At 61.9% G+C, this 22,375-nt stretch carries 28 protein-coding genes; 22 read left to right on the top strand and 6 right to left on the bottom strand.

Features of this window, described 5'->3' with window-relative positions:
* Positions 1–13: 13 nt before the first annotated feature.
* From LOX95_RS09590 to LOX95_RS09560, 7 genes are all read left to right on the top strand, one after another.
* Positions 14–574: an adenylate kinase gene (locus LOX95_RS09590; RefSeq protein WP_242914267.1), complete on the top strand. Its 561-nt coding sequence runs from the start codon at positions 14–16 to the stop codon at positions 572–574.
* A 440-nt stretch (positions 575–1,014) separates the two neighbouring features.
* Positions 1,015–1,404 carry an energy transducer TonB gene (locus tag LOX95_RS09585; protein ID WP_242914266.1) on the top strand — a complete coding sequence of 130 codons (390 nt, stop codon included), beginning with the start codon at positions 1,015–1,017 and terminating at the stop codon, positions 1,402–1,404.
* Between the two features lie 153 nt (positions 1,405–1,557).
* Positions 1,558–1,926, top strand: a complete 369-nt coding sequence (gene rpsM / locus LOX95_RS09580; protein WP_242914265.1) for a 30S ribosomal protein S13 — start codon at positions 1,558–1,560, stop codon at positions 1,924–1,926.
* A 16-nt stretch (positions 1,927–1,942) separates the two neighbouring features.
* A complete protein-coding gene (rpsK, locus tag LOX95_RS09575; RefSeq protein ID WP_242914264.1) occupies positions 1,943–2,332 on the top strand; it encodes a 30S ribosomal protein S11 in 390 nt (129 codons plus the stop codon).
* A gap of 84 nt (positions 2,333–2,416) precedes the next feature.
* Positions 2,417–3,436, top strand: coding sequence for a DNA-directed RNA polymerase subunit alpha (locus LOX95_RS09570; protein ID WP_242914263.1), 1,020 nt, complete (start codon positions 2,417–2,419; stop codon positions 3,434–3,436).
* A gap of 121 nt (positions 3,437–3,557) precedes the next feature.
* Entirely contained in the window at positions 3,558–3,974 is a 417-nt protein-coding gene (gene rplQ / locus LOX95_RS09565) for a 50S ribosomal protein L17 (RefSeq protein WP_242914262.1), read from the top strand.
* 119 nt (positions 3,975–4,093) lie between these two features.
* Complete coding sequence (locus tag LOX95_RS09560; protein WP_242914261.1) at positions 4,094–4,570, top strand: GNAT family N-acetyltransferase; 477 nt, start codon at positions 4,094–4,096, stop codon at positions 4,568–4,570.
* Positions 4,571–4,576: 6 nt separating this feature from the next.
* On the opposite strand, the gene LOX95_RS09555 is transcribed toward LOX95_RS09560, so the two are convergent.
* Together LOX95_RS09555 and LOX95_RS09550 are read right to left on the bottom strand one after the other, a co-directional pair.
* On the bottom strand, positions 4,577–5,425 hold the full coding sequence (locus LOX95_RS09555) for a hypothetical protein (RefSeq protein WP_242914260.1): 849 nt from the start codon (positions 5,423–5,425) through the stop codon (positions 4,577–4,579).
* Positions 5,415–6,329 (bottom strand): ABC transporter ATP-binding protein, encoded by a 915-nt coding sequence (locus LOX95_RS09550; RefSeq protein WP_242914259.1) that lies wholly within the window; start codon positions 6,327–6,329, stop codon positions 5,415–5,417. The genes LOX95_RS09555 and LOX95_RS09550 overlap by 11 nt, the downstream gene beginning before the upstream one ends.
* A gap of 125 nt (positions 6,330–6,454) precedes the next feature.
* On the opposite strand from LOX95_RS09550, the gene LOX95_RS09545 reads away from it, so the two are divergent.
* From LOX95_RS09545 to LOX95_RS09515, 7 genes are all read left to right on the top strand, one after another.
* Positions 6,455–7,717 carry an alkaline phosphatase family protein gene (locus tag LOX95_RS09545; protein WP_242914258.1) on the top strand — a complete coding sequence of 421 codons (1,263 nt, stop codon included), beginning with the start codon at positions 6,455–6,457 and terminating at the stop codon, positions 7,715–7,717.
* 201 nt (positions 7,718–7,918) lie between these two features.
* Positions 7,919–9,295 (top strand): trypsin-like peptidase domain-containing protein, encoded by a 1,377-nt coding sequence (locus tag LOX95_RS09540; RefSeq protein ID WP_242914257.1) that lies wholly within the window; start codon positions 7,919–7,921, stop codon positions 9,293–9,295.
* A 53-nt stretch (positions 9,296–9,348) separates the two neighbouring features.
* The gene (locus LOX95_RS09535; RefSeq protein WP_242914256.1) at positions 9,349–10,695 is read left to right on the top strand and encodes a replication-associated recombination protein A; all 1,347 of its coding nucleotides are present in this window, start codon (positions 9,349–9,351) and stop codon (positions 10,693–10,695) included.
* Positions 10,692–11,078, top strand: coding sequence for a VOC family protein (locus LOX95_RS09530; protein ID WP_242914255.1), 387 nt, complete (start codon positions 10,692–10,694; stop codon positions 11,076–11,078). The genes LOX95_RS09535 and LOX95_RS09530 overlap by 4 nt, the downstream gene beginning before the upstream one ends.
* Before the next feature lie 68 nt (positions 11,079–11,146).
* Positions 11,147–11,578, top strand: coding sequence for a hypothetical protein (locus tag LOX95_RS09525; protein ID WP_242914254.1), 432 nt, complete (start codon positions 11,147–11,149; stop codon positions 11,576–11,578).
* A 40-nt stretch (positions 11,579–11,618) separates the two neighbouring features.
* Positions 11,619–12,344, top strand: coding sequence for an RluA family pseudouridine synthase (locus LOX95_RS09520; RefSeq protein WP_242914253.1), 726 nt, complete (start codon positions 11,619–11,621; stop codon positions 12,342–12,344).
* Between the two features lie 78 nt (positions 12,345–12,422).
* Positions 12,423–12,944, top strand: coding sequence for a CC0125/CC1285 family lipoprotein (locus LOX95_RS09515; protein WP_242914252.1), 522 nt, complete (start codon positions 12,423–12,425; stop codon positions 12,942–12,944).
* Between the two features lie 3 nt (positions 12,945–12,947).
* On the opposite strand, the gene LOX95_RS09510 is transcribed toward LOX95_RS09515, so the two are convergent.
* Positions 12,948–13,211: a DUF2214 family protein gene (locus LOX95_RS09510; RefSeq protein ID WP_242914251.1), complete on the bottom strand. Its 264-nt coding sequence runs from the start codon at positions 13,209–13,211 to the stop codon at positions 12,948–12,950.
* Positions 13,144–13,386: a hypothetical protein gene (locus LOX95_RS09505; protein WP_242914250.1), complete on the bottom strand. Its 243-nt coding sequence runs from the start codon at positions 13,384–13,386 to the stop codon at positions 13,144–13,146. The genes LOX95_RS09510 and LOX95_RS09505 overlap by 68 nt, the downstream gene beginning before the upstream one ends.
* Before the next feature lie 44 nt (positions 13,387–13,430).
* Here LOX95_RS09505 and crcB point away from each other — a divergent pair, with 44 nt between their 5' ends.
* The 7 genes from crcB (at position 13,431) to LOX95_RS09470 (ending at position 18,697) form a co-directional block, all read left to right on the top strand.
* Entirely contained in the window at positions 13,431–13,817 is a 387-nt protein-coding gene (gene crcB, locus LOX95_RS09500; RefSeq protein ID WP_242914249.1) for a fluoride efflux transporter CrcB, read from the top strand.
* Positions 13,814–14,809: an RluA family pseudouridine synthase gene (locus tag LOX95_RS09495; protein ID WP_242914248.1), complete on the top strand. Its 996-nt coding sequence runs from the start codon at positions 13,814–13,816 to the stop codon at positions 14,807–14,809. Before crcB ends, LOX95_RS09495 begins: the two co-directional genes overlap by 4 nt.
* A gap of 26 nt (positions 14,810–14,835) precedes the next feature.
* Positions 14,836–16,338 (top strand): putative 2OG-Fe(II) oxygenase, encoded by a 1,503-nt coding sequence (locus tag LOX95_RS09490; RefSeq protein WP_242914247.1) that lies wholly within the window; start codon positions 14,836–14,838, stop codon positions 16,336–16,338.
* A 12-nt stretch (positions 16,339–16,350) separates the two neighbouring features.
* Entirely contained in the window at positions 16,351–17,037 is a 687-nt protein-coding gene (locus LOX95_RS09485) for an HAD-IA family hydrolase (RefSeq protein ID WP_242914246.1), read from the top strand.
* Between the two features lie 16 nt (positions 17,038–17,053).
* Complete coding sequence (locus LOX95_RS09480) at positions 17,054–17,815, top strand: ATP12 family chaperone protein (RefSeq protein WP_242914245.1); 762 nt, start codon at positions 17,054–17,056, stop codon at positions 17,813–17,815.
* Between the two features lie 115 nt (positions 17,816–17,930).
* Positions 17,931–18,398 (top strand): hypothetical protein, encoded by a 468-nt coding sequence (locus LOX95_RS09475; RefSeq protein WP_242914244.1) that lies wholly within the window; start codon positions 17,931–17,933, stop codon positions 18,396–18,398.
* Entirely contained in the window at positions 18,395–18,697 is a 303-nt protein-coding gene (locus LOX95_RS09470; protein WP_242914243.1) for a winged helix-turn-helix domain-containing protein, read from the top strand. Before LOX95_RS09475 ends, LOX95_RS09470 begins: the two co-directional genes overlap by 4 nt.
* On the opposite strand, the gene LOX95_RS09465 is transcribed toward LOX95_RS09470, so the two are convergent.
* Together LOX95_RS09465 and LOX95_RS09460 are read right to left on the bottom strand one after the other, a co-directional pair.
* Positions 18,694–19,461, bottom strand: a complete 768-nt coding sequence (locus LOX95_RS09465) for a pseudouridine synthase (RefSeq protein WP_242914242.1) — start codon at positions 19,459–19,461, stop codon at positions 18,694–18,696. The genes LOX95_RS09470 and LOX95_RS09465 overlap by 4 nt on opposite strands.
* Before the next feature lie 55 nt (positions 19,462–19,516).
* Positions 19,517–20,149, bottom strand: coding sequence for a DUF938 domain-containing protein (locus LOX95_RS09460; RefSeq protein WP_242914241.1), 633 nt, complete (start codon positions 20,147–20,149; stop codon positions 19,517–19,519).
* Positions 20,150–20,500: 351 nt separating this feature from the next.
* Between LOX95_RS09460 and LOX95_RS09455 the strand changes: the two genes are divergently transcribed.
* Positions 20,501–22,348, top strand: coding sequence for a phosphoenolpyruvate carboxykinase (GTP) (locus LOX95_RS09455; RefSeq protein WP_242914240.1), 1,848 nt, complete (start codon positions 20,501–20,503; stop codon positions 22,346–22,348).
* The last annotated feature ends 27 nt before the right edge of the window (positions 22,349–22,375 follow it).

The raw sequence follows: 22,375 nt of genomic DNA, 5'->3' as shown, positions 1-22,375 counted from the left end.
GGATAATCTGACAATGAATCTGATCCTGTTCGGACCGCCGGCAGCCGGTAAGGGTACTCAGGCCAAGCGCCTCGTAGAGACCCACGGCATGGTACAGCTCTCGACCGGCGATATGCTGCGTGCAGCCATCGCATCGGGCTCGGAGCTGGGCCTCAAGGTCAAGGACGTGCTGGCGCGTGGTGACCTCGTCACCGACGAGATCGTCATCGCCCTGATCGAAGCCCGTCTTCCGGAAGCCGAAGCTGCCGGCGGTGCCATCTTTGATGGCTTCCCGCGCACGGTGGCCCAGGCCGAAGCTTTGGACGCCATGCTGGCCAAGCGTGGTAGCCAGATTGACGCCGTGGTTCGTCTCAAGGTGGACGACGCTGCCCTTACCGAACGCATCACCAAGCGTTTCGAGGAACAGGGTCGCGCCGACGACAATCCTGAAACCTTCAAGGATCGTCTGGCGGTCTACAACGCCAACACCGCTCCGCTGCTTCCTTATTACGAAGCGCAGGGCAAGCTGACGGAAGTGGACGGCATGGGTGACATTGCGACGGTAGCCGCGGCTATCGACGCAGCGCTCGCCTAAGACGTTCAGCTAGCCTTCAGGCTCGCTCATCCAGATTAAGGGTCGATGCTCCGGCATCGGCTCTTTTTCTTTGGCTCGTGCGTTGATGAAGGATGTCGCCTCTGGACCAGCCCCCTAACCGGCCGCGCTCGCGAAAACAGTGGACGCGCGTGGGTGTCATCACGCTCGTATTCTGTCTGCACGCCAGTGCCGGATTGCTGCTGGGACGCTGGACGGCGGACAGCCCGCCCATGGTCGCGTCACCTGCCATTTTGGTCGACCTCGTTCGGCCCGTCGTAACACCGCCGCCTCCGCCACCTCCGCCGCCTCAACCATCGAGCGACAGCGAAGGGGGAGGGGCTCCTGCCTCGACGTCGGCGGTAAGGGTGCCGACCCCGCGCCCCAATCCCCCGCCTCCCGAGGTAACGGCTCCGCCCGCGCCAACTCCTAATCCACCCCTCGTGATCGGCGTGGCAGACGAAGCGACGCCTACGCCGGGAATGGGACAGGGCGGAGAGGGAACCGGCACCGGACGCGGTCAGGGCAGTGGATCTGGCGACGGAGCAGGCTCGGGTCCCCGGTTCGTGCGTGGGCCGCTGCAGTCCGAGTTGCGCGCGCTTCACCCCCGCGAAGCGTTTCGCAGGCGGCAGGGCGGATCGGTCCAGCTGGATTGCCGTCTGGGCGCGGATGGCCGACTCAACCGTTGCCGTGTCGCCAGCGAGGCCCCACAGGGGATGGGATTCGGTCAGGCAGCACTTGCGGCCGCGCAATATTTCCGCTTTCGTCCAGCGGTCCGTGATGGCCGTCCCATCGACGGGGCAGAAATCCGCGTCGGGGTTGAATGGCCTTAGGAAACTTTCTGTTAATCTCTCTTTCCCGCCAGCAAGCGTTGACGGAAAAGGAATCCCATGTATAAGGGCGGTCTTCCGCGAAGGGCGCACACGTTCCAGGTTTGTTAACCGGAACGTTTTCTGCGTCTGACTAACGCGTACCTGGAGAATTTCGTGGCCCGTATCGCTGGCGTCAACATTCCGACCAACAAGCGCGTTGAAATCGCGCTTCAGTACATTCACGGCATTGGCGCGCACACCGCCAAGGAAATCACTGCAAAGGTTGGCATTGAGCCGGCTCGTCGCGTGAATCAACTTTCCGATGCCGAAGTCCTGCAAATCCGTGAAACCATCGACCGTGATTACACTGTCGAGGGCGACCTGCGTCGCGAAACCTCGATGAGCATCAAGCGTCTGATGGATCTGGCCTGCTATCGCGGCCTGCGTCACCGTAAGGGCCTGCCGGTCCGCGGTCAGCGCACGCACACGAACGCACGTACCCGCAAGGGTCCGGCCAAGCCGATCGCCGGCAAGAAGAAGTAAGAGAGAGGCCTAAGCTATGGCTAAGGAACCGGGTCGCGTTAAGCGCCGCGAACGTAAGAACATCACCTCGGGCGTTGCCCACGTGAATGCCTCTTTCAACAACACCATGATCACGATCACCGATGCCCAAGGCAACGCGATCTCGTGGTCGTCGGCTGGTCACATGGGCTTCAAGGGTTCGCGTAAGTCGACCCCGTATGCCGCCCAGATGGCTGCCGAGGATGCTGGCAAGAAGGCTGCTGAACACGGCGTCAAGACCCTCGAAGTCAACGTCTCTGGTCCGGGTTCGGGCCGTGAGTCGGCGCTGCGCGCACTGCAAGCTGTTGGCATGACCATCACGACCATCCGTGATGTGACCCCGATGCCGCACAACGGCTGCCGTCCGCCCAAGCGTCGTCGCGTTTAATCGCCGCCTGACTCTTTTCTTGCTGGCCCCTACTAGCCTGAGTGCACACAGGTGGGGTCAGCGAAACCCGTTCGAGGGACACTAATGATCGAAAGAAACTGGCAAGAGCTGATCCGTCCCGAGAAGCCCCAGGTCGAGGCCGGCTCTGACCCGCAGCGCAAAGCGCGTCTGGTCGCCGAACCCCTCGAGCGTGGCTTCGGTGTGACGCTCGGCAACGCGCTTCGCCGCGTTCTGCTGTCTTCGCTTCAAGGCGCAGCAGTCACCGCCATCCAAATCGACGGCGTTGTCCACGAGTTCTCCTCGCTGGAAGGCGTGCGTGAGGACGTTGTCGACATCGTCCTGAATATCAAGCAACTGGCTCTCCGCATGCATGCGGAAGGTCCGAAGCGTATGACCCTGCGCGCCACCGGTCCTGGTGTTGTGACGGCTGGTCAGATCGACGTCCCGGCAGACATCGAGGTCCTTAACCCGGATCACGTTATCTGCACGCTGGACGACGGTGCTTCGATCCGCATGGAACTGACCGTTCAGAACGGTAAGGGCTATGTCGCAGCCGAGTTCAACCGTCCGGAAGACGCTCCTATCGGCCTGATCGCGGTTGACGCGCTCTACTCGCCGGTCAAGCGCGTTGCCTATCGCGTTGAGCCGACCCGCCAAGGTCAGTCGCTGGACTACGATAAGCTGATCCTCGAGATCGAGACGAACGGTGCGGTTTCGCCGGTTGACGCAGCAGCTTTCGCTGCTCGAATCCTGCAAGACCAACTGCAGATCTTCATCACCTTCGAAGAGCCGACCAAGGCTGTCGAGCAGTCGGACGGTAAGCCCGACCTGCCGTTCAACCCGGCTCTGCTGAAGAAGGTGGACGAACTGGAACTGTCGGTCCGCTCGGCAAACTGCCTGAAGAACGACAACATCGTCTACATCGGCGACCTGATACAGAAGACCGAGGGCGAAATGCTTCGCACCCCGAACTTCGGCCGCAAGTCGCTGAACGAGATCAAAGAAGTGCTGGCGACCATGGGCCTCAGCCTCGGTATGGACGTACCGAACTGGCCGCCGGAAAATATCGAAGACCTGGCCAAGAAGTTCGACGACCAGATCTGATCATCAACCCTCCGCCCAGGTCCTTAAGTTGGATTGGTTGGGGCGGTTAGAATGAGAGGCCCTAGGTCCTCGCCCACACAGAGTTCGGGCAGGAAACCAGGGTTGAGTAGGAGAGACCCCGATGCGCCACGGCGCCGCCTATCGTAAGCTCGGCCGCACGGTCAGCCACCGCCAGGCCATGTTCGCCAACATGGCTGCCTCGCTGATCAAGCACGAGCAGATCACCACCACCCTGCCGAAGGCGAAGGAACTGCGTCCCTTCGTCGAGAAGCTGGTCACCCTCGCCAAGCGCGGCGACCTGCACGCTCGTCGTCAGGCCATCAGCGCCGTTCGTGATGTGCCGCAAGTCGGCAAGCTGTTCGACACCCTGGCTGCTCGATACGCAGACCGCCAAGGTGGCTACATCCGCATCATGAAGGCTGGCTTCCGTCACGGCGACAACGCCGCAATGGCAGTCATCGAGTTCGTCGACCGCGATGTCTCGGCCAAGGGCAAGGACTCCGGTCCGGTTGTCATGATCGAAGGCGACGAAGCTTAATCTTCGTTTCCTGATCCAAGTGATCGAAAAGGGCGGTTCGCTGTATGGCGGGCCGCCCTTTTGTCATTGTGCAGGTTCGGCGGCTTGCGTTGTGACCACATGCGCGGGATAGAGCGAATATGGTCGAGCTTTTGTATCGCGTTGTTCCGTATCGTCCCCAGCATGCCCAAGCGTGGCGAGCACTCAACGAGGCGTGGATCCTCGAGGGCGGTTTTATCATCGAAGCCAAAGACCAGCTGGTGCTGGGCAATCCGCAGGCAAGTATCCTCGAGCCGGGCGGCCACATCTTCATGATTGAAGGCGCTGATGGCACCTGTGTGGGATGTTGCGCTATCCAGAAAATGGACGACGGTGGCTTTGAACTGGCCAAGATGACCGTCTCGCCTGCAGCGCGCGGGGCAGGGCTATCCAAACAGCTCATGCAGGCATGCGAAGCGAAGGCGCGCGAATTGGGGGCGCATCGGCTATATCTTGAAACCAACTCGTCATTGGCTCCGGCGCTACGCCTCTATGAAAGCTGGGGCTTTGAATATCTGCCCGCGCGGGACACGCCTTATGCGCGGGCAGACATTTTCATGGAAAAGCGGCTGGCCTGAAGCCGCCTATTCCTTCGACAGGTCCTGACGCTCAAAAAGCCAGACGGCGAGGGCCGTTGGGGCAGCCAACCAGAACATAAGGCCGATAATCGCCTTCACATTGGTTGCGGCAGGGATGGGGCCACCTGCTAGCGCCGACTGAAGGACATCGTGCGCCTTAGCAGGGAACAGTAGAAGAGTGCGCCACTGGTTGGCATCCCACCCGAAGCCGGAAAGCATGCCGGCCAACAGGAAGGTGCCTGCCGAAACAGCCATAGGCACCACATAGCCACCGAAGATCGATCGGGTGGCGACACCGGCCAAAAGCGCGAGCGCTGCGACCTGTAGTGTCCGTAGCCACGCCACAACGAACATGAGCACCGTCGCACCAGCCTGTTTTGTTTCGAAGCCGATAACGATGGACCGGTTCTCCAGACTGGCGCTGATGATGCGCCCGAACGTCTCGCATACGAGATGCAGCGACAGCGGTACGAGGGCAATCACAGCAATGGCGATGCCCTTACCCAGTATGAGATTGCGCCGGCTATTGCGCGGGCGGATAAGCCGCCAGCTTTCCCAGCGATAGTCCGAGGCCGAGATCGTGGCCGCCGCAATCAGGAAGAATGCCAGCAGGTTGATGCCTGCCAGTTGTGCGGTCTGGTCGGTGATGACGTCACCGAGGTTCATCGCGGCTTTGGGAATAACCAGACTGGCCGGCGAGGATGCGGCGGCTTTCTGGAGCGACGTCATCAAAAACTGGCGGGCGAAAATGCCCACGATGGCCGAGCCTAACGGGATGACCAGCAAGGACCACAGCCACACGGTGCCGTTGCGCGAAAACCGGAAGAGTTCTGCTCGGATGGCATCAATCAACATGGGCGCTCACCTCTGCCTCGGGGACACCGAGGGTCTCGGACATGAACACAGCTTCCAGATCGCCACCCACCCAGCGCGCCTCCATCACGTCGACATCCTGTTGAACCAGATGGCGGATCAGGCCTGCGGTATCTTCGCGGCGGATGTTGACCAGGATGGCATCGCCGACGATCTCGGCGGCATCGCCGATGATCTCCTTCACCTTCGCCAGCGGGGTGGCTTCCAGATGCAGGTATTCGGTGGCTTCGGTCAGATCGCTGACCTTGCCCTCGGCGGCGAGACGACCGCGGTTTAAAATGGCGACGCGGTCGCAGATACGTTGGACTTCCAGCAACTGATGGCTGGCCAAGATAACCGTAACGCCGTCGTTTTCGGCCAGATCACGGATCAGGGAACGCATCTCGTGAATTCCGGGCGGGTCCATGCCGCTTGTGGGCTCGTCGAGAATGACCAGATCGGGCCTTGTCATAAGCGAGGCGGCTAAGCCCAAACGCTGCATCATGCCTACCGAAAAGCCGCGCACTTTCCGGTCAGCAGCGTCCTTAAGACCTACGCGTTCCAGCCAGTGGTCGACGTCGATCTGTGTCGCCTGGCCGTGGGCGGCCGCCAACCATTGGAGGCTGTCCCGCGCGGTCAGATAGGCGGGGTAGCGCGGCGTTTCGATCATCGAGCCAATGCGGCGCAGGGTCTCGGTGTGGGCGAGGGGATAACCCATGACCTGAGCGTGACCGCTTGTCGGTTGTATGAGCCCCAGAAGGATGCGGAACAGTGTCGATTTGCCAGCGCCATTCGGCCCCAGAATGCCGTAAACACCGCCTTGCGGGATTTCGAGGGACAGCCCGTCCAGCGCGCGGACGTCGCCAAAGGACTTGGTGAGTCGCTCGATTGAAATAACAGCGTTCATAACCGGACACTGACGTCACTTCGCGGTTGCGGCAAGTCGATTCATCTTCAACGCTGTCTTCAAGCTGTGACACAAACAGCTTAGCAGTGTGACCCGGTTATTTTTGAGTCGCCGGAGTGATGTGTATGGCCAACCCCCTGTCGTTGCGTAACCTGTTACTGGGGTCGGCTATCGGCCTGGGCCTGCTGATGAGCGGCTGCGCCACCACGCCGGAAATGTCGGCTCCGGTCGCCGCCGAGGCCAAGGCAGAGCTGCCGCGCACGGTTATTCTGGTGTCCATCGATGGTTTCCGCCCAGAATACCTGAACCGCGGTATTACGCCAAACCTGTCGCAACTTGCGGCAGAGGGGGCTTCAGGCGCGATGAAGCCGTCCTTCCCCACGATTACCTTCCCCAACCACTACACCTTGGTCACGGGCCTGCACCCCGATCATCACGGCATCGTCGGCAACAATATGCGCGATGCGGAGCTGGGATCGTTCTCTCTGGGCAATCGCGCTGCGGTCACGGATCGCCGCTGGTGGGATGACGGCGAGCCGATCTGGGTGACGGCGGAAAAGCAGGGCGTTGTGACCGGCACCATGTTCTGGCCGGGATCCGAAGCTGATGTCCGCGGTGTGCGTCCTACGCACTGGGCTGTGTTCGAGCAGTCGATGCCGGGCGATGTGCGCGTTGACCGCCTGCTGTCGTGGCTGGATCTGCCCGAGGGCCAGCGTCCGCGTCTGACCACCCTGTATTTCGATCTGGTCGACACCATGGGCCACCACCACGGCCCCAACTCCCAAGAAGCCGAAGACGCGGTCAAGGCAACCGACGCCAGCATTGGCCGGCTGATGCAGGGTCTGAAAGACCGCGGCATGGAGAAGGACGCGGTTGTTATCGTCGTATCCGATCACGGCATGGCGGACGTGTCGCCGGATCGTGTGTCCTATATCGATGATCTGGTACCTGCAGATGCGTTCAGCGTCGTTTATTCGGGCCCTGTTGGCTTCATCAATGCGTCCGAGGGTCGTGAGGCTGAGGTTGCCGGGGCTCTGGTGGGTAAACACCCGCATATGGAGTGCTGGCGCAAGGGCGAGATTCCCGCCCGCTTTGCGCTGGGGACCCATCGCCGCGTGACCGACTTTGTTTGTCTGGCCGAGAACAACTGGGTTGTTGCGACACGGGCCCGACCGTTGACCCGTGCGGGCGGGGCGCATGGCTATGACAATGAGTGGGCCGATATGCAGGCCGTCTTCATCGCACATGGTCATGGGGTGGTGGCTGGCCGTCAGCTCCAGAATCTGGACAGCGTCGATGTTCAGCCTCTGTTGGGTCGACTGCTGGGCATCGAAGTGCCCAAGGGCGACGGCAATCCTGCGGACACCCTGCCGGTCACAAAGCGCTAAGCTATACGAGAGTTTGAATAACGGGCGGTTCGGCGATGTCGGGCCGCCCGTTTCTGCGTCTGCGCGTCGCCTTGAAGCGGCTGACTTCGCCCTTAAATGAAATATGGCAGACCGGCGCTCCGCAGAGTGCCTTGATCCGGTCGCAGTTTCGTTGCGGAATGGCGTCCAATACCCTGACGTGCCTGAAGATTTAGGATTGATATGAAGACTTCACATCTTGCTATCACGGCAGCTTTGCTGGTTGCAGCCTGCGGCCAGTCCCAGCCGTCAAAGGCGCAGGAGGGCGTATTTGCCGAACAGCCACGCGTCGTTCCCACCGACGCAGGCGCGGTCAAATCCAGCTTTGCGCCTGTGGTGCGCAAGGCGGCACCGGCAGTCGTGAACATCTCGGCGCGTGGCGTTCAGCAGGGTCGCGATCCGTTCTGGGGCATCCCGACGGCACGCCAGACCGGCTCTATAGGTTCGGGCGTGATCGTGCGGCCTAATGGTGTGGTCATCACCAACGCCCACGTCATCAAGAACATGAGTGAAATCCGCGTTACGCTGAACGACCGTCGAGAGTTTCCGGCCCGTGTCCTGTTGGCCGACGAGCGGTCGGACATTGCGGTGCTTCAATTGGAAGGCGTTGACGGTGACCTGCCGACCATTCGCCTCGACGATCAGGAAGAGCAGCAGGTCGGGGATCTGGTGCTGGCTATCGGTAACCCGTTCGGGGTCGGCCAGACGGTGACCAACGGCATCGTTTCGGCCCTGAACCGCACGGACACCGGCATCAGCGATTCCGGCTCCTTCATCCAAACCGATGCACCGATCAACCCCGGCAACTCGGGCGGTGCACTGGTGGACATGGATGGTGATCTGATCGGCATCAACACCGCGATCTACAGCCGTTCGGGCTCGTCCTCGGGTGTAGGCTTTGCCGTGCCCGCGGCAATGGTTCGTCGTGTGCTGGAATCGGCTGTTGGCGGTGAAACGCGGGTGATCCGCCCGTGGCTAGGCGTAAAGGGCGATACCCTGTCCGGCGACATGGCCCGCAGCCTCGGCCTGTCCCGACCGCAGGGCCTGCTGGTCACAGAGATCTATTCGGGCGGTCCGGCGGATCGCGCCTCGATCGAGCAAGGCGATGTGATTACCTCTATCGATAGCGTCGAGATTAACGATCAAGGCGGCCTGAACTATCAGATCGGCACCAAGGCACCGAATGATACCGTGCGCGTGACGCTGCTGCGTGACGGGCGCGAGATCACGGTGAATGCCCGCGTGACGCCGGTTCCGGGTGACGCGACAGTGGACAAGGGCACGGCGGTATCCCAAGGCGCACTGGCGGGCATCACCGCTTTTGCGCTGAACCCTGCGCGTGCCGAAAGCCTCGGCGGTGATCCGTTCATGACGGGTGTCTTCATCACCGGTATCCAGCGTGGAAGCATCGCGCAACGGATCGGCTTGCGACCCAATGATGTGATCAAGAGCATCGATGGTCGTGCTGTGAACTCGGTCGAGGCTGTGAGCCGTGCGGCGCGCGGTTCGGAGTTGACGATCATCCGCGGCGGTCGCCAACTGAACGGTCGTATCCCTTAAGTTGCTGCCCGTAAGCAGGTGAAATCGGACGCCGGACGGCTTATGGATAGGTCATGAGTGATCTGTTCGAAGCCTCCGGCATCCATCCCCCCGACGCGCCTCTGGCCGACCGTCTGCGCCCGACGACGCTGGACGAGGTGGTGGGGCAGGAGCATCTGCTGGGCGAGGGCGGACCGATCCGCCGGATGACGGCGGCGGGCCGTCTCGGCTCGATGATCCTGTGGGGGCCCCCGGGAACGGGCAAGACCACGATTGCCCGCTTGCTCGCAAAGGCCGCGGGCTATGAATATATGCAGATCAGCGCCGTGTTTTCCGGCGTGGCCGATCTGAAAAAGGCGTTTGAACAGGCCAAGGCCATTCGGGCCTCGGGCCGTTCGGTTCTGCTGTTCGTCGACGAAATCCACCGCTTCAACCGCACCCAGCAGGACAGCTTCCTGCCGTTCGTCGAGGCGGGCGTGGTCACGCTGGTCGGCGCAACGACCGAGAACCCCAGCTTTGAACTGAACGGCGCGTTGCTGTCACGTTCGCAGGTCTATGTGCTCAAGCGCCTCGACGATGCGGCGATGGAGCTTTTGCTGCAACGCGCCGAAGCTCACATGGGCAAGCCGCTGCCGCTGCTGCACGAAGCGCGTGAAGCCCTGTTCGTCATGGCCGACGGCGATGGCCGCTATCTGCTGACCATGGTTGAGGTTCTGTTCAATCTGGCGGAAGGCGAACAGCTGGACGTGCAGGGCATGTCGGCCATCCTGCAGAAACGCGCCCCCGCCTACGACAAGAGCAGGGAAGAGCACTACAACCTGATCTCGGCCCTGCATAAGTCGGTGCGCGGATCGGACGTGGACGCGGCGCTATACTGGTTTGCGCGGATGCTGCACGGCGGGGAGGATCCGTTGTTCATTGCGCGGAGACTGGTTCGCATGGCGGTGGAGGACATCGGCGAGGCCGATCCGCTGTCCATCCTCGTCGCCAATGCGGCCAAGGATACCTATGACTTCCTCGGCTCGCCAGAGGGTGAACTGGCGCTGGCGCAATGCGTGGTGCATCTGGCGACCGCGCCCAAGTCCATCGGCGTCTATGCGGCCTATAAGGCGGCGCGTAAGGCAGCAGCCGAGACCGGCTCTCTGATACCGCCCGCCCATATCCGCAATGCGCCGACCAAATTGATGAAGGAACTGGGCTACGGCAAGGGGTACAACTATGACCCCGATACGCCAGAAGGCTTCAGCGGAGACAACTTCTTCCCCGACGGCATGCCGCGCCAGCGCTTCTACAACCCCAAGGGTGAGGGCCACGAAGAGAAGGTCAAACAGCGCATGGAGCGTTGGGCCCAGATGCGCGCGCGGATTCAGACGCAAAAGGCCGGTTCTGCCGAAGAGGACGACGACTGGGGCCGTCAGTGAGGCTTAATCAGGTCACGGTCGAAGTCTCGGACATTCCGCGCGCCAAGGCATTTTACCAGTCGTTGGGCCTGACGATGATCGTGTCCAGCGACCACTATGCGCGCTTCATCGTGGGGCCGGAGAGCGACGCCGCCTCGACCTTTTCGATCCATATTGCCGATCCTGTGAGACCCAATATGGGCGGCGTTTATTTCGAGTGCGATGATCTGGACGCCCGTGTTGCTGCTCTGAAAGCGAAGGGCATCGCTTTCGACAACGATCCTGTCGATCAGAACTGGAGCTGGCGTGAGGCGTGGCTGCGCGATCCGGATGGCAATCGGCTGTGCCTTTATTTTGCGGGGACGAACCGGCTCGATCCGCCCTGGCGCGTGGCTGGAAGCTGAACACGACCATTGCCAAGCCCAGAGCGCTGCCCTACGGCTCGCTCAGGTTTCTGGCTGGGAGTTGAACCATGAACGGCAATACAAAAGCACCTTGGCATCTGTATGCCGTAGGCCTCCTGACCCTGATTTGGAACGGCTTTGGCGCGTCCCAGTGGTATATGCAGGCGATGAAGGTCCGCAGCTATTACGCGCAGATGACCATGGAGCAGGTGCAGTTCCTGCAGGCCCAGCCGGTGTGGGTGGAAGTCCTGTTCGGCGTCGGTGTTTGGACCGGCGTGCTGGGTGCGCTGATGTTGTTGCTCCGCCGTAAGCTGGCCTTCAACGCCTTTGTCGCCAGCCTGATCGCCGTTGTCGCCAACACCATCTACATGCAGGTCATGACCAATGGCCGCGAAGTGTTCGGCGTCGGTACCCTGTATGCCGCGATTGCTGTGATCGTCGTGGCGGCAGCCTCGGCGGCCTATGCCCACTTCGCCCGTTCGCGCAGCATTATCCGCTAAGCTAATCGACCTTCGGGGGCGGGTGGGCTAAGAGCGCGCCATGAGTAAGCGCCAGCCCCTAGACCTGCCCCCCGAAGACGTCGCCTTCATGCGTTCACTGGTCCTGTTCCAGGACTCGCATGTCATGGTGGTGAACAAGCCGTCGGGCCTGTCCAGTCAGGGCGGGCGCATTCAGGCGCATACGCTTGATGACCTGCTGTGGGCGTTCAAACGCTCCAATGGCAAGCGTCCGGAACTGGTGCATCGCCTCGACCGCGACACCTCGGGCGTCATCCTGATCGCCAAGACCAAACCTGCGGCGAGCTTCCTCGGCAAGGCGATGCAGGATCGCAGATTCCAGAAGACCTATCGCGCTATCATCTCTGCAGCTCCCGAGCCAAAGCAGGGGATGATCGAGGCCGCTCTGCGTCGCGAGGAGATTGGCCGAGAAGCCTATATGCGCGTCGTCGCCGATGATGCCGAGGGCGCGCAGGCCTCGCAAAGCCGCTATCGTACGCTGACTGCGAACGATGAGGGCGCGGTGGTCGAACTTGAACCTCTGACCGGCCGTATGCACCAGCTGCGTGTCCACATGGCCCATATCGGACGGCCATTGGTCGGTGATGTCCGCTATGGCGGTGCGCTGACTTTCGCAGGGCGTGGAGCGCCACGCCTGATGCTACATGCTGCCAAGCTGACCTTCCCGCATCCGCTGGGCGAGCGCATGATGGTCGAAGCGCCCGAGCCTAAGGACTTCGCGGACTTGCGGGCAGCAGCGGGGCTGTAAGCGGTTTCATCTGGCGTTCAGCCCACATATCGGAACAATGGGACTTCATATTCGCTGAGTCCGTATGATCTGTTCGGAGTGATCGCCATAACGTCTGTCTTTTCAAAAAAGAGCCTGACCGTATCTGTGCTGGCGGCCTCGGCGCTGGCTTTGACAGCCTGTGCCAGCCTCGCGCCCTATGGGCCGCAGATGGCGGCGCGGGGGCAGGGCTATTCCGAGCAACAGATAGAGAGTAACCGCTTTCGCGTGACTTATTCGGGTGTCGGCGCGGTGGGGCCGGTGGCCGACCTTGCGCTTTATCGCGCTGCCGAACTGGCGACCCAGAACGGCTATGACTGGTTTGAGGTCACGCAGCGCTGGATTGACGGACGACCCGACAGCGCAGGCGGTGTGCGTCCCAATGTCTCCATCGGGGCAAGCAGCGGACGTTACGGCGGATGGTCGACGTCGGGTGTGGGTGTTGGTGTGGGCCTCAACCTCAACGGCCCGTCGCCCACCTCAACGACACTGGAGGTTGTGATGGGACGCGGCTCCAAGCCCGATAGCCCGGAAGCCTATTCGGCGCGTGGCGTGCTGGAAGCCATCGGACATCGCCTCTAGAGCCTAGAAGGGCCAGCGAGCCATCGCGGCAGCGAACACGAACAGGAAGCCAACGAGCACCAGTTCGACCCGAATGAAGTTCTTGGACTTCTGAAGCTCGTTCAAGGGCGGGGTGAAGGTTGTGTTGGCGGCAGACTGCTTGTGCCAGCGGACGAACATTACTGTCGGCCCGATGGACAACAATCCGATCAGCAAAAGGTCACCATCTTTGCCCAGAAGAAGGGGTTGGATTGGTAAAAGGCCAGCCTTTTTCGCCCCAGATGACACGGGACAGTCCGATCACGAGAATCAGGCCCGACCCCATGCCCACGCCCTTATCCAACTTGGATAGCGGAAGGATGGGCAGCGGAGTTTGTTCGAGCAGAACGGCTTGGCGGCCTACAATTACAATCAAGCCGAGCAGGGTCAGGTGGTGAAGGCACGCGAGGATCAGCGACAGCATGGGCTCTCCCTTCGCAAAATCCGCTAGAAGCGTTAGATCACACCATGATCCAATTCCTGATTGTGGCAATAGGGGGCGCTATGGGCGCGATGGCGCGCTATGGCACGGGCTTGGCCGCCAGCCGCTGGCTGGGCGCGACCGCGTGGCCGTGGGGCACGTTCGGCGCCAACCTGGTCGGCGGACTGCTGATCGGCCTGATTACCGGCTGGATTGCATTTAAAGGGTCCGCGAACAGCGAGAGCATTCGCCTTTTTGCCGTTGTCGGAGTATTGGGCGGGTTCACGACCTTTTCGGCGTTCTCGCTCGAACTGGTCAATTTGCTTGAGCGCCGCGAGATAGCCATGGCTTTGGGTTACGCGCTCGCTTCAGTTTTTCTTTCGACGGTCGCCGTGTTCATCGGCTTGACTGTCATGCGTAAGGTTTTCGGATGAGCCGCGAAGCACAAACCCTCTATGTTGCCGAGGACGAAGACGGCATCCGTCTGGACCGCTGGTTCAAACGCCGCTGGCCGCACCTGTCGCACATTCAGGTCCAGAAGATGGCTCGCGCAGGCAACATCCGCGTGGACGGCAGCCGCGTTAAGCCCGAGGCTCGCCTGACGGCCGGTGCTGCTGTGCGCGTGCCGCCGATCCCCGAAGCTATTGTCCGCGCACCGGGCGAGCGCGAAGTGCTGACCCAGCGCGATATCGACTACGCCAAGTCTCTGGTCATCTATGAAGACAAGATGGTCATCGCGCTGAACAAGCCGGTTGGTCTGGCTTGTCAGGGTGGCACCAAGACGACCAAGCACGTCGACCGTCTGCTGTCGGCATGGGGCGAGGGCATGGACCGTCCGCGTCTGGTGCATCGCCTCGACCGAGACACCTCGGGCGTTCTTCTACTGGGCAAGGGACCGGAAGCTGCCAAGCGTCTGGCCGGTGCCTTCGCCCGTCGTCAGGCCAAAAAGACCTATTGGGCCATCGTCATCGGCAACCCCAAGCCTAGCGAAGGCCAGATCGATATCCCGCTGAAGAAGTCAGGCATCAACGATTTCGAGATCATGCGTCCGGCCAATCCCAAGGATGCCAACGCCGAGACCGCCGAGACCGCCTTCATCACCATCAGCCGCGCTGCACACCGTGCCGCCTTCATGGCGCTGCGTCCGTTTACGGGCCGCACGCACCAGCTTCGCGCCCACATGGCAGCCATTGGCCACCCGATCCTTGGCGACCCGAAATACGGTGACGAGAAGTCCAACGCTCTGTCGGGCAATCTGAAGCTTCAGCTTCACGCCCGTCGTATCGAGCTGGATCACCCCAACGGCGGCAAGTTGATCGTCGAGGCACCGATCAGCCCCGAGATGCGCGCTGGCTTCGAGCACTTTGGCTTTACCGAGCAGGATGCCGACGAGGACATCTTCGCCAACGTCAAACGCATGCGCTAAGGACGTACCTCGGGGGAGAAGGCGTCGTGAAGCAGATTTCGGTTCAGGAGCGCGGCCAGACGGCCCAGTCGCTGGCCCGCGAGGGGCAGATCAGCGAGGCGCTGGCCTTGGTGCAGGCCGCGTCGTCGGCGGATCGCGCCGCGCTTCGTGAACTGGAAATCGGCCTGCTGCGGGCCTGTCAGGACTTTGACGGGCTGGTGACGCTGCGTCGCCAGCAGGTGGCCGAAAAGCCCGCCTCGGTGGTGGCGCATCATAATCTCGGCTCTGTTCTGGGCGATGCTGGAAAACAGGCCGATGCCGAAGCAAGCGCCCGTAAGGCCATAGCATTGGGTGGTAACTCGCCCGAGACTTGGCTGGTGCTGGCCCGCGCGCTTCAGGCCCAAGCCAAGGCCGATGAAGCCATCGACGCCTATCGTCAGGTACTGAGCCTAAAGCCCGACTACGTCGAAGCGGTCAATGAACTTGCCCAGCAGATCTGGATGACAGGCGGTGCCGTCGAGGCGGCGCGTGAGCCGTTCGAGCAGGCGCTGGAGCAGTTTCCGGCCAGTTCGCCGTTGCTGCGCGCGCTGGCGGTTTTCAACGCCTATGTCGGTGTTGATCCCAAAGCTGTTTACGACGATCTGGTTGCCAGAAGGACCAAGGCCGCACTGCGAGACGCCGCCGTCGAGGTCGCCGCATCGCACCTTGCGCTGGATTTCGATGTCGAGCGGGCCATGGCCCACGCTGTGACGGCGACGCAGATCGTTCCCAACGACCTTCCGGCCTGGACGGCTGTGGCCAAATGCCACTTGGTCAGCGGACAGGCCGAAGACGCGGTTGCCATCATGGATCAACTGGTCCGCGTGGCGGGTCACGACCAAGCCACTCTGGCCATCCACGCCACGGCGATGCGCATGGCGGGGCGTCCCAATCCCACAGGACTGGACGATGCCGATGGTTTGATCCGCGGCATGACGATCGACGCTCCACAGGGTTGGGACACGCTTTCGGACTATCTGGCGGACCTGACCAAGGCGTTGGAGGCGCAGCACAGTTTCTCGCGCCACCCCATCGGCCAAAGTTTGCGGCACGGCTCGCAAACGCCCGTGGATCTGCGCCGTGTCGACGATCCCGTCATTCAGGCCTTCTTCGAGGCCATCGACGGTCCGATCCGTCGCCATCTCGCGGCGATGGGTACAGGCAGCGATGCCGTGCGAAGCCGCAATACGGGTGATTACCGGATCGTCGGCTGCTGGTCGGTGCGGTTGCAGTCGGGTGGCTTCCACGAAGCGCATATCCACTCCAACGGTTGGCTGTCGTCGGCCTGCTACATTGATCTGCCAACGGCGGTGGATCGCGGCGGGACCGAGGGTTGGATCGGCTTTGGCGTGCCCCCATATCGGATGCAGACGCCGCTTGAACCGCTAAAGGTCGAAAAGCCGGAACCGGGCAAGCTGGTGTTGTTTCCGTCCTGTATGTGGCATGGAACCCTGCCGTTCGAAGACGAGCGGCACCGGCTGACCATCGCCTTCGATCTGATCCCTGTCTGAGTGCTTGACCGTATGACCGCTTCCGATGCCCCGCTGGCTGTATTCGATGTCGACGGGACGCTGGTCGACAGCCGTAGCTCGATCCACATCGGCGCGTGCGAGGCAGCCAAGGCTCTGGGCCTGCCCGAGCCGAGCTATGACCGCGTGCGCCAGATTGTGGGTCTGACGCTGGACAAGGCGCTGCACACGCTGGAGCCGCAACTGACCATGGCCGAACTGGCCGAGTTCGTTGCCGCCTTCCAAAAGAGCTTCCGCGACCGTTATGAAGCGGGCCACGAAGAGCCGCTGTACGATGGCGTAATGCCGACCCTGCGCCAGTTGAAGAAGGACGGCTGGAAGCTGGCCATTGCGACCGGACAAAACAGCCGTGGCGTGGCGCGCAATCTGGCCCGTCCGGAGTGGGGCGACCTGTTCTTGTCGGCGCACTGTGCGTCCGATGGTCCGGGCAAGCCTGATCCGTCGATGCTGCTGGCGGCGATGCACCGCAATGGTGCCTGCGCGGCCAGAACGGTTATGATCGGGGATACCAGCCACGACATGCTGATGGCCGTGAACGCCAAGGTGGCGGGGCAGGGCGTCGGCTGGGGCTTCCACACCGTCGAAGAGCAACTGGCGGCAGGTGCCGTTCACGTTGCCGATGATTTCCAAGATTTGCAGGCGGCGTTGAACCGCTTTGCCTCAACGGCCCTCGCGGCCTGAGAACCGAGTTAAGACCATGAGCCATATCCCACCGCTGGACCCGAACGTCGCCGCCCGTAAAGGCTTCAAGGAATCCGAAGAGCGTATCAAACGCTTCTGGAAAGAAGCGGGCGTCGTTCAAACCGAAGAGGGCTGGGCGGTGGTTCTGGATGGTCGCACGCCGAAAACCCCTGCGCACCGCAAGCTGGTCCTGCCCACCGAGGCTGCGGCGAAACTGGTGGCCGCAGAATGGGACGCGCAGGGCGAGTTCCTTGAACCGGGCACCATGCCTGCCACCCGTCTAGCCTCGACCGCGATCGATCGCGTGGTCGAGGTAATGGAGGCGGTGGCCGACGAGATCACCGCCTATGCCGGTAACGACCTGACCTGCTATCTCGCCGAAGCCCCGCAATCCCTGATCGAGCGTCAGGAGCGCGAGTGGGGCGCATGGCGTAAATGGGCCGAGGACGAGCACGGCATCCGTCTGGTCCCGGTTCAGGGCATCGTCCATCAACCACAGGATCAGGCCTCGCTGGACAAGGTGAAGTCGCTGGCTCTGTCGCTGGACCATTTCCACCTGTCGGGTCTGGCTATGGCGGTGCCGCTGCTGGGTTCAGCCGTGCTGGGTCTGGCCCTGCAACAGGGAAAGCTGACGGGCGAGGTTGCCTATGATCTGTCTCGCTTGGACGAGGCCTTCACCGAAGAGCGTTGGGGCATTGACGAAGAAGCCGCTGCCCGCGCCGCCGCCCAGCGTGCCGAGACGGTGATGCTGCAACGTTGGTTTGAAGCTCTGGCGTAAATACCCTCAACATAACTGGGTTTTGCTGTAACGTAATTTTCCACTTTGGAAAGTTACGACTTGCCAAGTTGGAAAGTCGGTGTCATTTTCCAGTATGGAAAGTGAGGAAACGCTGATGACTAACGACCATGAAAAGTTTGACGGCGCTGGCGCGATGGAGGCTCTGAACAGCATCCGCGAGACGCGCGAGCAGGCGCTCGGCAAGATGGACTATTGGCCCTGGTGGTATGACGCCGGCTATGCGGCGGCCTGTGGACTGCTGGTCGCAGGGCAGGGGCTGGGCACCACCATTGGCGTGGCCTGCACGGCAGTCGCTATCGCCATCCTCGTCCTCATCATGCGCAAATGGCAGGCCGAGACTGGCATGTGGGTTAACGGCTACGGCCCCAAGCGTGCCCGTTGGGCTGCGTTCGGACTGGCAGGCCTGCTGCTCGGGTTGATGGCCATCAGCGTCTGGTATGGCCGCGTGCAGGACATCATCTGGGTGCCGATCGTCTGCGGGATTGTTGCCGCCGTGCTGGGTCTGGTCGGCATGCGGGTGTGGATGGCCCTGTACCGCAAAGACGTGAGGGATCTGAAATGACAGCGCCCGTATTTGATCCTTTGATCCACGCGCCGGGACGGCTGCAGATTTGCGCCATCCTGTCGGCAGCAGAGGCCGAGTTCGCGGTGGTGCGCGATGCCATCAAGGTCTCGGACTCTGTCCTATCCAAACACGTGAAGGCGCTGGAAGAGGCCGGTTATGTCGCCGTGCGCAAAGCCCCCTTTGAAGGTCGACAGCGGACGTGGCTATCCATGACCCTGAGCGGCAAAAAGGCGTTCAAGGCCCATGTGGCCGAGTTGGAGCGGCTGGTAAAAATCAGCGCAGAGCTGACGATCTAGGCGACGCTGGCTTTGATCAGGGCGTCACGTTCCTCGGGGGTAATGTGACGCCATTTGCCTTCGGGCAGGGTGCCCAGATGCAGCGGGCCGATGCGGGTGCGGAACAGGTCCACGACCTCCAGGCCAACAAGTTCGCACATACGGCGGATCTGGCGCTTGCGGCCTTCTTTCAGGATGAACTTCAGGTCCTGACCCCGGATAAGCGTCACCTTGGCAGGGCGCAGGCGACGGCCATCCAGTTCCAGACCATTGCGCAACCTGTCCAGCTTGCTGGCGGTGATGTCCCCTGACACGCGGACCAGATATTCCTTGTCGAGATCTGACTCCGGCCCGATCACGGCCTTGGCGACGACGCCGTCCGACGACACCAGGAGCAGACCGCGCGAGTCCTCGTCCAGTCGCCCAATCGGCGGCAGGGATTCATCACGGCGCGGGATATAGCCTTCGTCCGCCCGGTTCTTGAACGACAGCAGACGAACAGCCGGAATCTTGCCCGGCTCGGGCTGACCCGAGACATAGCCGACCGGCTTGTGCAGCATGATGGTGACGCCCGCCTGAAGGGCTTCTTCGGCATCATTGTTCAGGACCAGCGTCTGGCCCTTTTCGATCTTGCGGCCCGCGTCGGTAACTTGTTCGCCGTCGATGGTGACATAGCCCTCGGCGATCAGGGCTTCGGCCTCGCGGCGCGAGCAGACGCCCGACTGGCCCAGCCACTTGTTGATGCGAACCGGTTCGTCGCCGTCGTAGGTGCGGGTAAAGGCCATGGGGGTCTCCTGTCAGGGCGGGCTGTTTAAGCCGTGCAGCACCGTAAAGAAAGCGTCAGAAGCGGCGGAACATCAGGCTGATGTTGTTTGCAGGCATTTCGGCCCGCAAGGTCGGGAGCAGTCCGTGCTGTTTGGCCAGTGCCGAGACGTGAGCGCGGTCACGTAGGCCCCATTCGGGGTTGCGCGATTTCAGACTGGCATCGAAGGCTGCATTGGACGGAGCCAGGGGTACCTTCTCCTCCAGATAGGGGCCGTACAAATAGAGCAAGCCCCCGCGCGGCAAAGTCCGCTCGGCCAGCTGCATCAATCCTTCGGTCGTGGCCCACGGGCTAATGTGGACCATGTTGATGCAGACGATGGCATCGTAGGAATCTTGCGGCCATCGGCTCTGGTCCAGCATGTCCAGCGCCATGGCAGGCCGCAGGTTGGGCAGTGCGCTGGCCTTAGCCCAAAGGTCGATACTCTCGCGGGCTTCTGCACTGGGATCGGAAGGCTGCCAATCAATGTCTGGCAGGGCTTTTGCGAAATGGACGGCGTGCTGGCCCGACCCGGAAGCAATCTCCAGCACACGTCCCTTGGCCGGAAGGTGGGGCCTCAGACGCTGCAGGATTGCGTCGGCGTTACGCTGTGCTGCCGGAGATGTCAGAGCGCCCTGTGGCGTCGCGACCAGATTATCCATCGTTTGCATGGGCCGAAGATAGCGGTTGTTGGCCCGCGTCTATAGTCCCGAGCGCAGCGAATCTGTGCGGTCGAACGCGGGTTTGGCCTCTGCCGACTATCGGACACTCCGCCGTGCGGAGCGTGCACTCAATCCACAGTCGCAAATAGGGAGGCGTACCTGTCGGTTGGGGCGCTAAATCTCTAAGCCCATTCGAGAAAATAAAATCCGGCACAACCTACGGAAATTGCTGCAATGCGGAATGGCGTTATGAAGGTTGACCTTGCGTCGCTGACAGGCCATTTCGCCCGTAACTATGCGTGATCCAGCACGCGATCCGTCGTCGAGTACGGACGACGGTAAGGACTCAGGAGAGCAGACGTGAGCCAATCGATCCCCGGCCTTTTCCCGGCCCCGACGCAACATCAGGGCCTTGTCGCCTGGGTGGAGCAGATCGCAACCCTGACCAAGCCGGATCGCGTTCAATGGTGCGATGGGTCTGAAGCTGAAAAGCAGCAGATCATTGCCGACCTGATCGAAAAGGGCACGCTGAAAGAGCTGGACCAGACCAAGCGTCCGGGGTGCTATTACGCTGCCTCCGATCCCAAGGACGTCGCCCGCGTCGAAAGCCGCACCTTTATCTGCTCGGAAGAAGAGGCCGACGCCGGTCCGACCAACAACTGGGCCGATCCGGTTGAAATGCGTGACCGCATGGAGAAGCTGTTCGACGGCTGCATGAAGGGCCGCACCATGTATGTGGTGCCGTTCTGCATGGGCCCGCTGGGCTCGCACATCTCGGCTCTGGGCGTTGAAATCACCGACAGCGGCTATGTGGCCCTGTCGATGGGCGTCATGACCCGCATGGGCAAGGGCGCTCTGGAGCAGCTGGGCACCGACGGCGTGTTTGTTCCGGCTGTGCACACGCTGGGCGCACCTCTGGCCGAAGGTCAGGCCGACGTCGCCTGGCCGTGCAACGACGACAAGTGGATCGTCCACTATCCTGAAACGCGCGAAATCTGGTCCTACGGCTCGGGCTATGGCGGCAACGCTCTTCTGGGCAAGAAGTGCTACGCCCTTCGTATCGCCTCGATCATGGCACGTGACGAGGGGTGGTTGGCCGAGCACATGCTCATCCTGAAGCTGACCTCGCCGGAAGGTGTCGTGAAGTACGTTGCGGCCGCATTCCCGTCGGCATGCGGCAAGACGAACCTTGCCATGCTGCAACCGGCGCTGGACGGCTGGAAGGCCGAGACGGTCGGTGATGACATCGCCTGGATGCGTTTCGGCCAAGACGGTCGTCTGTATGCCGTGAATCCGGAAGCGGGCTTCTTCGGCGTGGCACCGGGCACCAGCCGCAACACCAACAAAAATGCGCTCGAAACTCTGGTGAAAGACACCATCTTCACCAACGTCGCCCTGACCGCCGACAACGACGTGTGGTGGGAAGGTCTGACCAAGGAAGTGCCGGAAGGCATGACCAACTGGAAGGGCCAGCCGCACGACCCGGCCTCGGGCGAGCCTGCCGCCCACCCGAACGCCCGCTTTGCTGTGTGGGCCGGTCAATGCCCGTCAATCGCCCCCGAATGGGAAGATCCGGCTGGCGTGCCGATCGACGCCATTCTGTTCGGTGGTCGTCGCGCCTCGGCTGTGCCGCTCGTTACCGAAGCCTTTGACTGGGAGCACGGCGTGTTCCTCGGCTCGACTGTTGCCTCGGAAGGCACGGCTGCGGCTGAAAACAAGGTCGGCGAGCTGCGCCGCGACCCGTTCGCCATGCTGCCGTTCTGCGGCTACAACATGGGCGACTATTTCGCGCACTGGCTCAAGGTCGGCGCTTCGGCTCCGGACGCTTCGAAGCTGCCGCGCTTCTTCTTCGTCAACTGGTTCCGCAAGGACGAGAACGGCAAGTTCGTCTGGCCGGGGTTTGGCGACAACGCCCGCGTTCTGAAATGGATCGTCGAGCGTCTGGAAGGCAAGGGTGCCGCCGTGGACACCGCCGTTGGCCGCGTGCCTAGCCGCGAGGGTCTGGACCTGTCGGGTCTGGAATTGACCGAAGCCCAGCTCTCGACCCTGCTGGACGTCGACGCCGACGTCTGGACCGAGGAAGCCAGCCTGATCCCGTCCTTCTACGAGAAGTTCGGTGATCGCCTGCCCAAGGCCCTGTGGGATCAGCACGCTGCGCTGACGAAGCGTCTGGAAGAGGCCCGCGCCTCGCGCATGGCTGCGGAATAAGTCCGACTAAAAAACGGCTTGAAATCG

The organism is Brevundimonas pishanensis (assembly GCF_022750635.1).
GTDB lineage: Bacteria > Pseudomonadota > Alphaproteobacteria > Caulobacterales > Caulobacteraceae > Brevundimonas > Brevundimonas pishanensis.
Note: the sequence above shows the minus strand (reverse complement) of the source record. Positions and strands in the feature narration are given on the sequence as shown.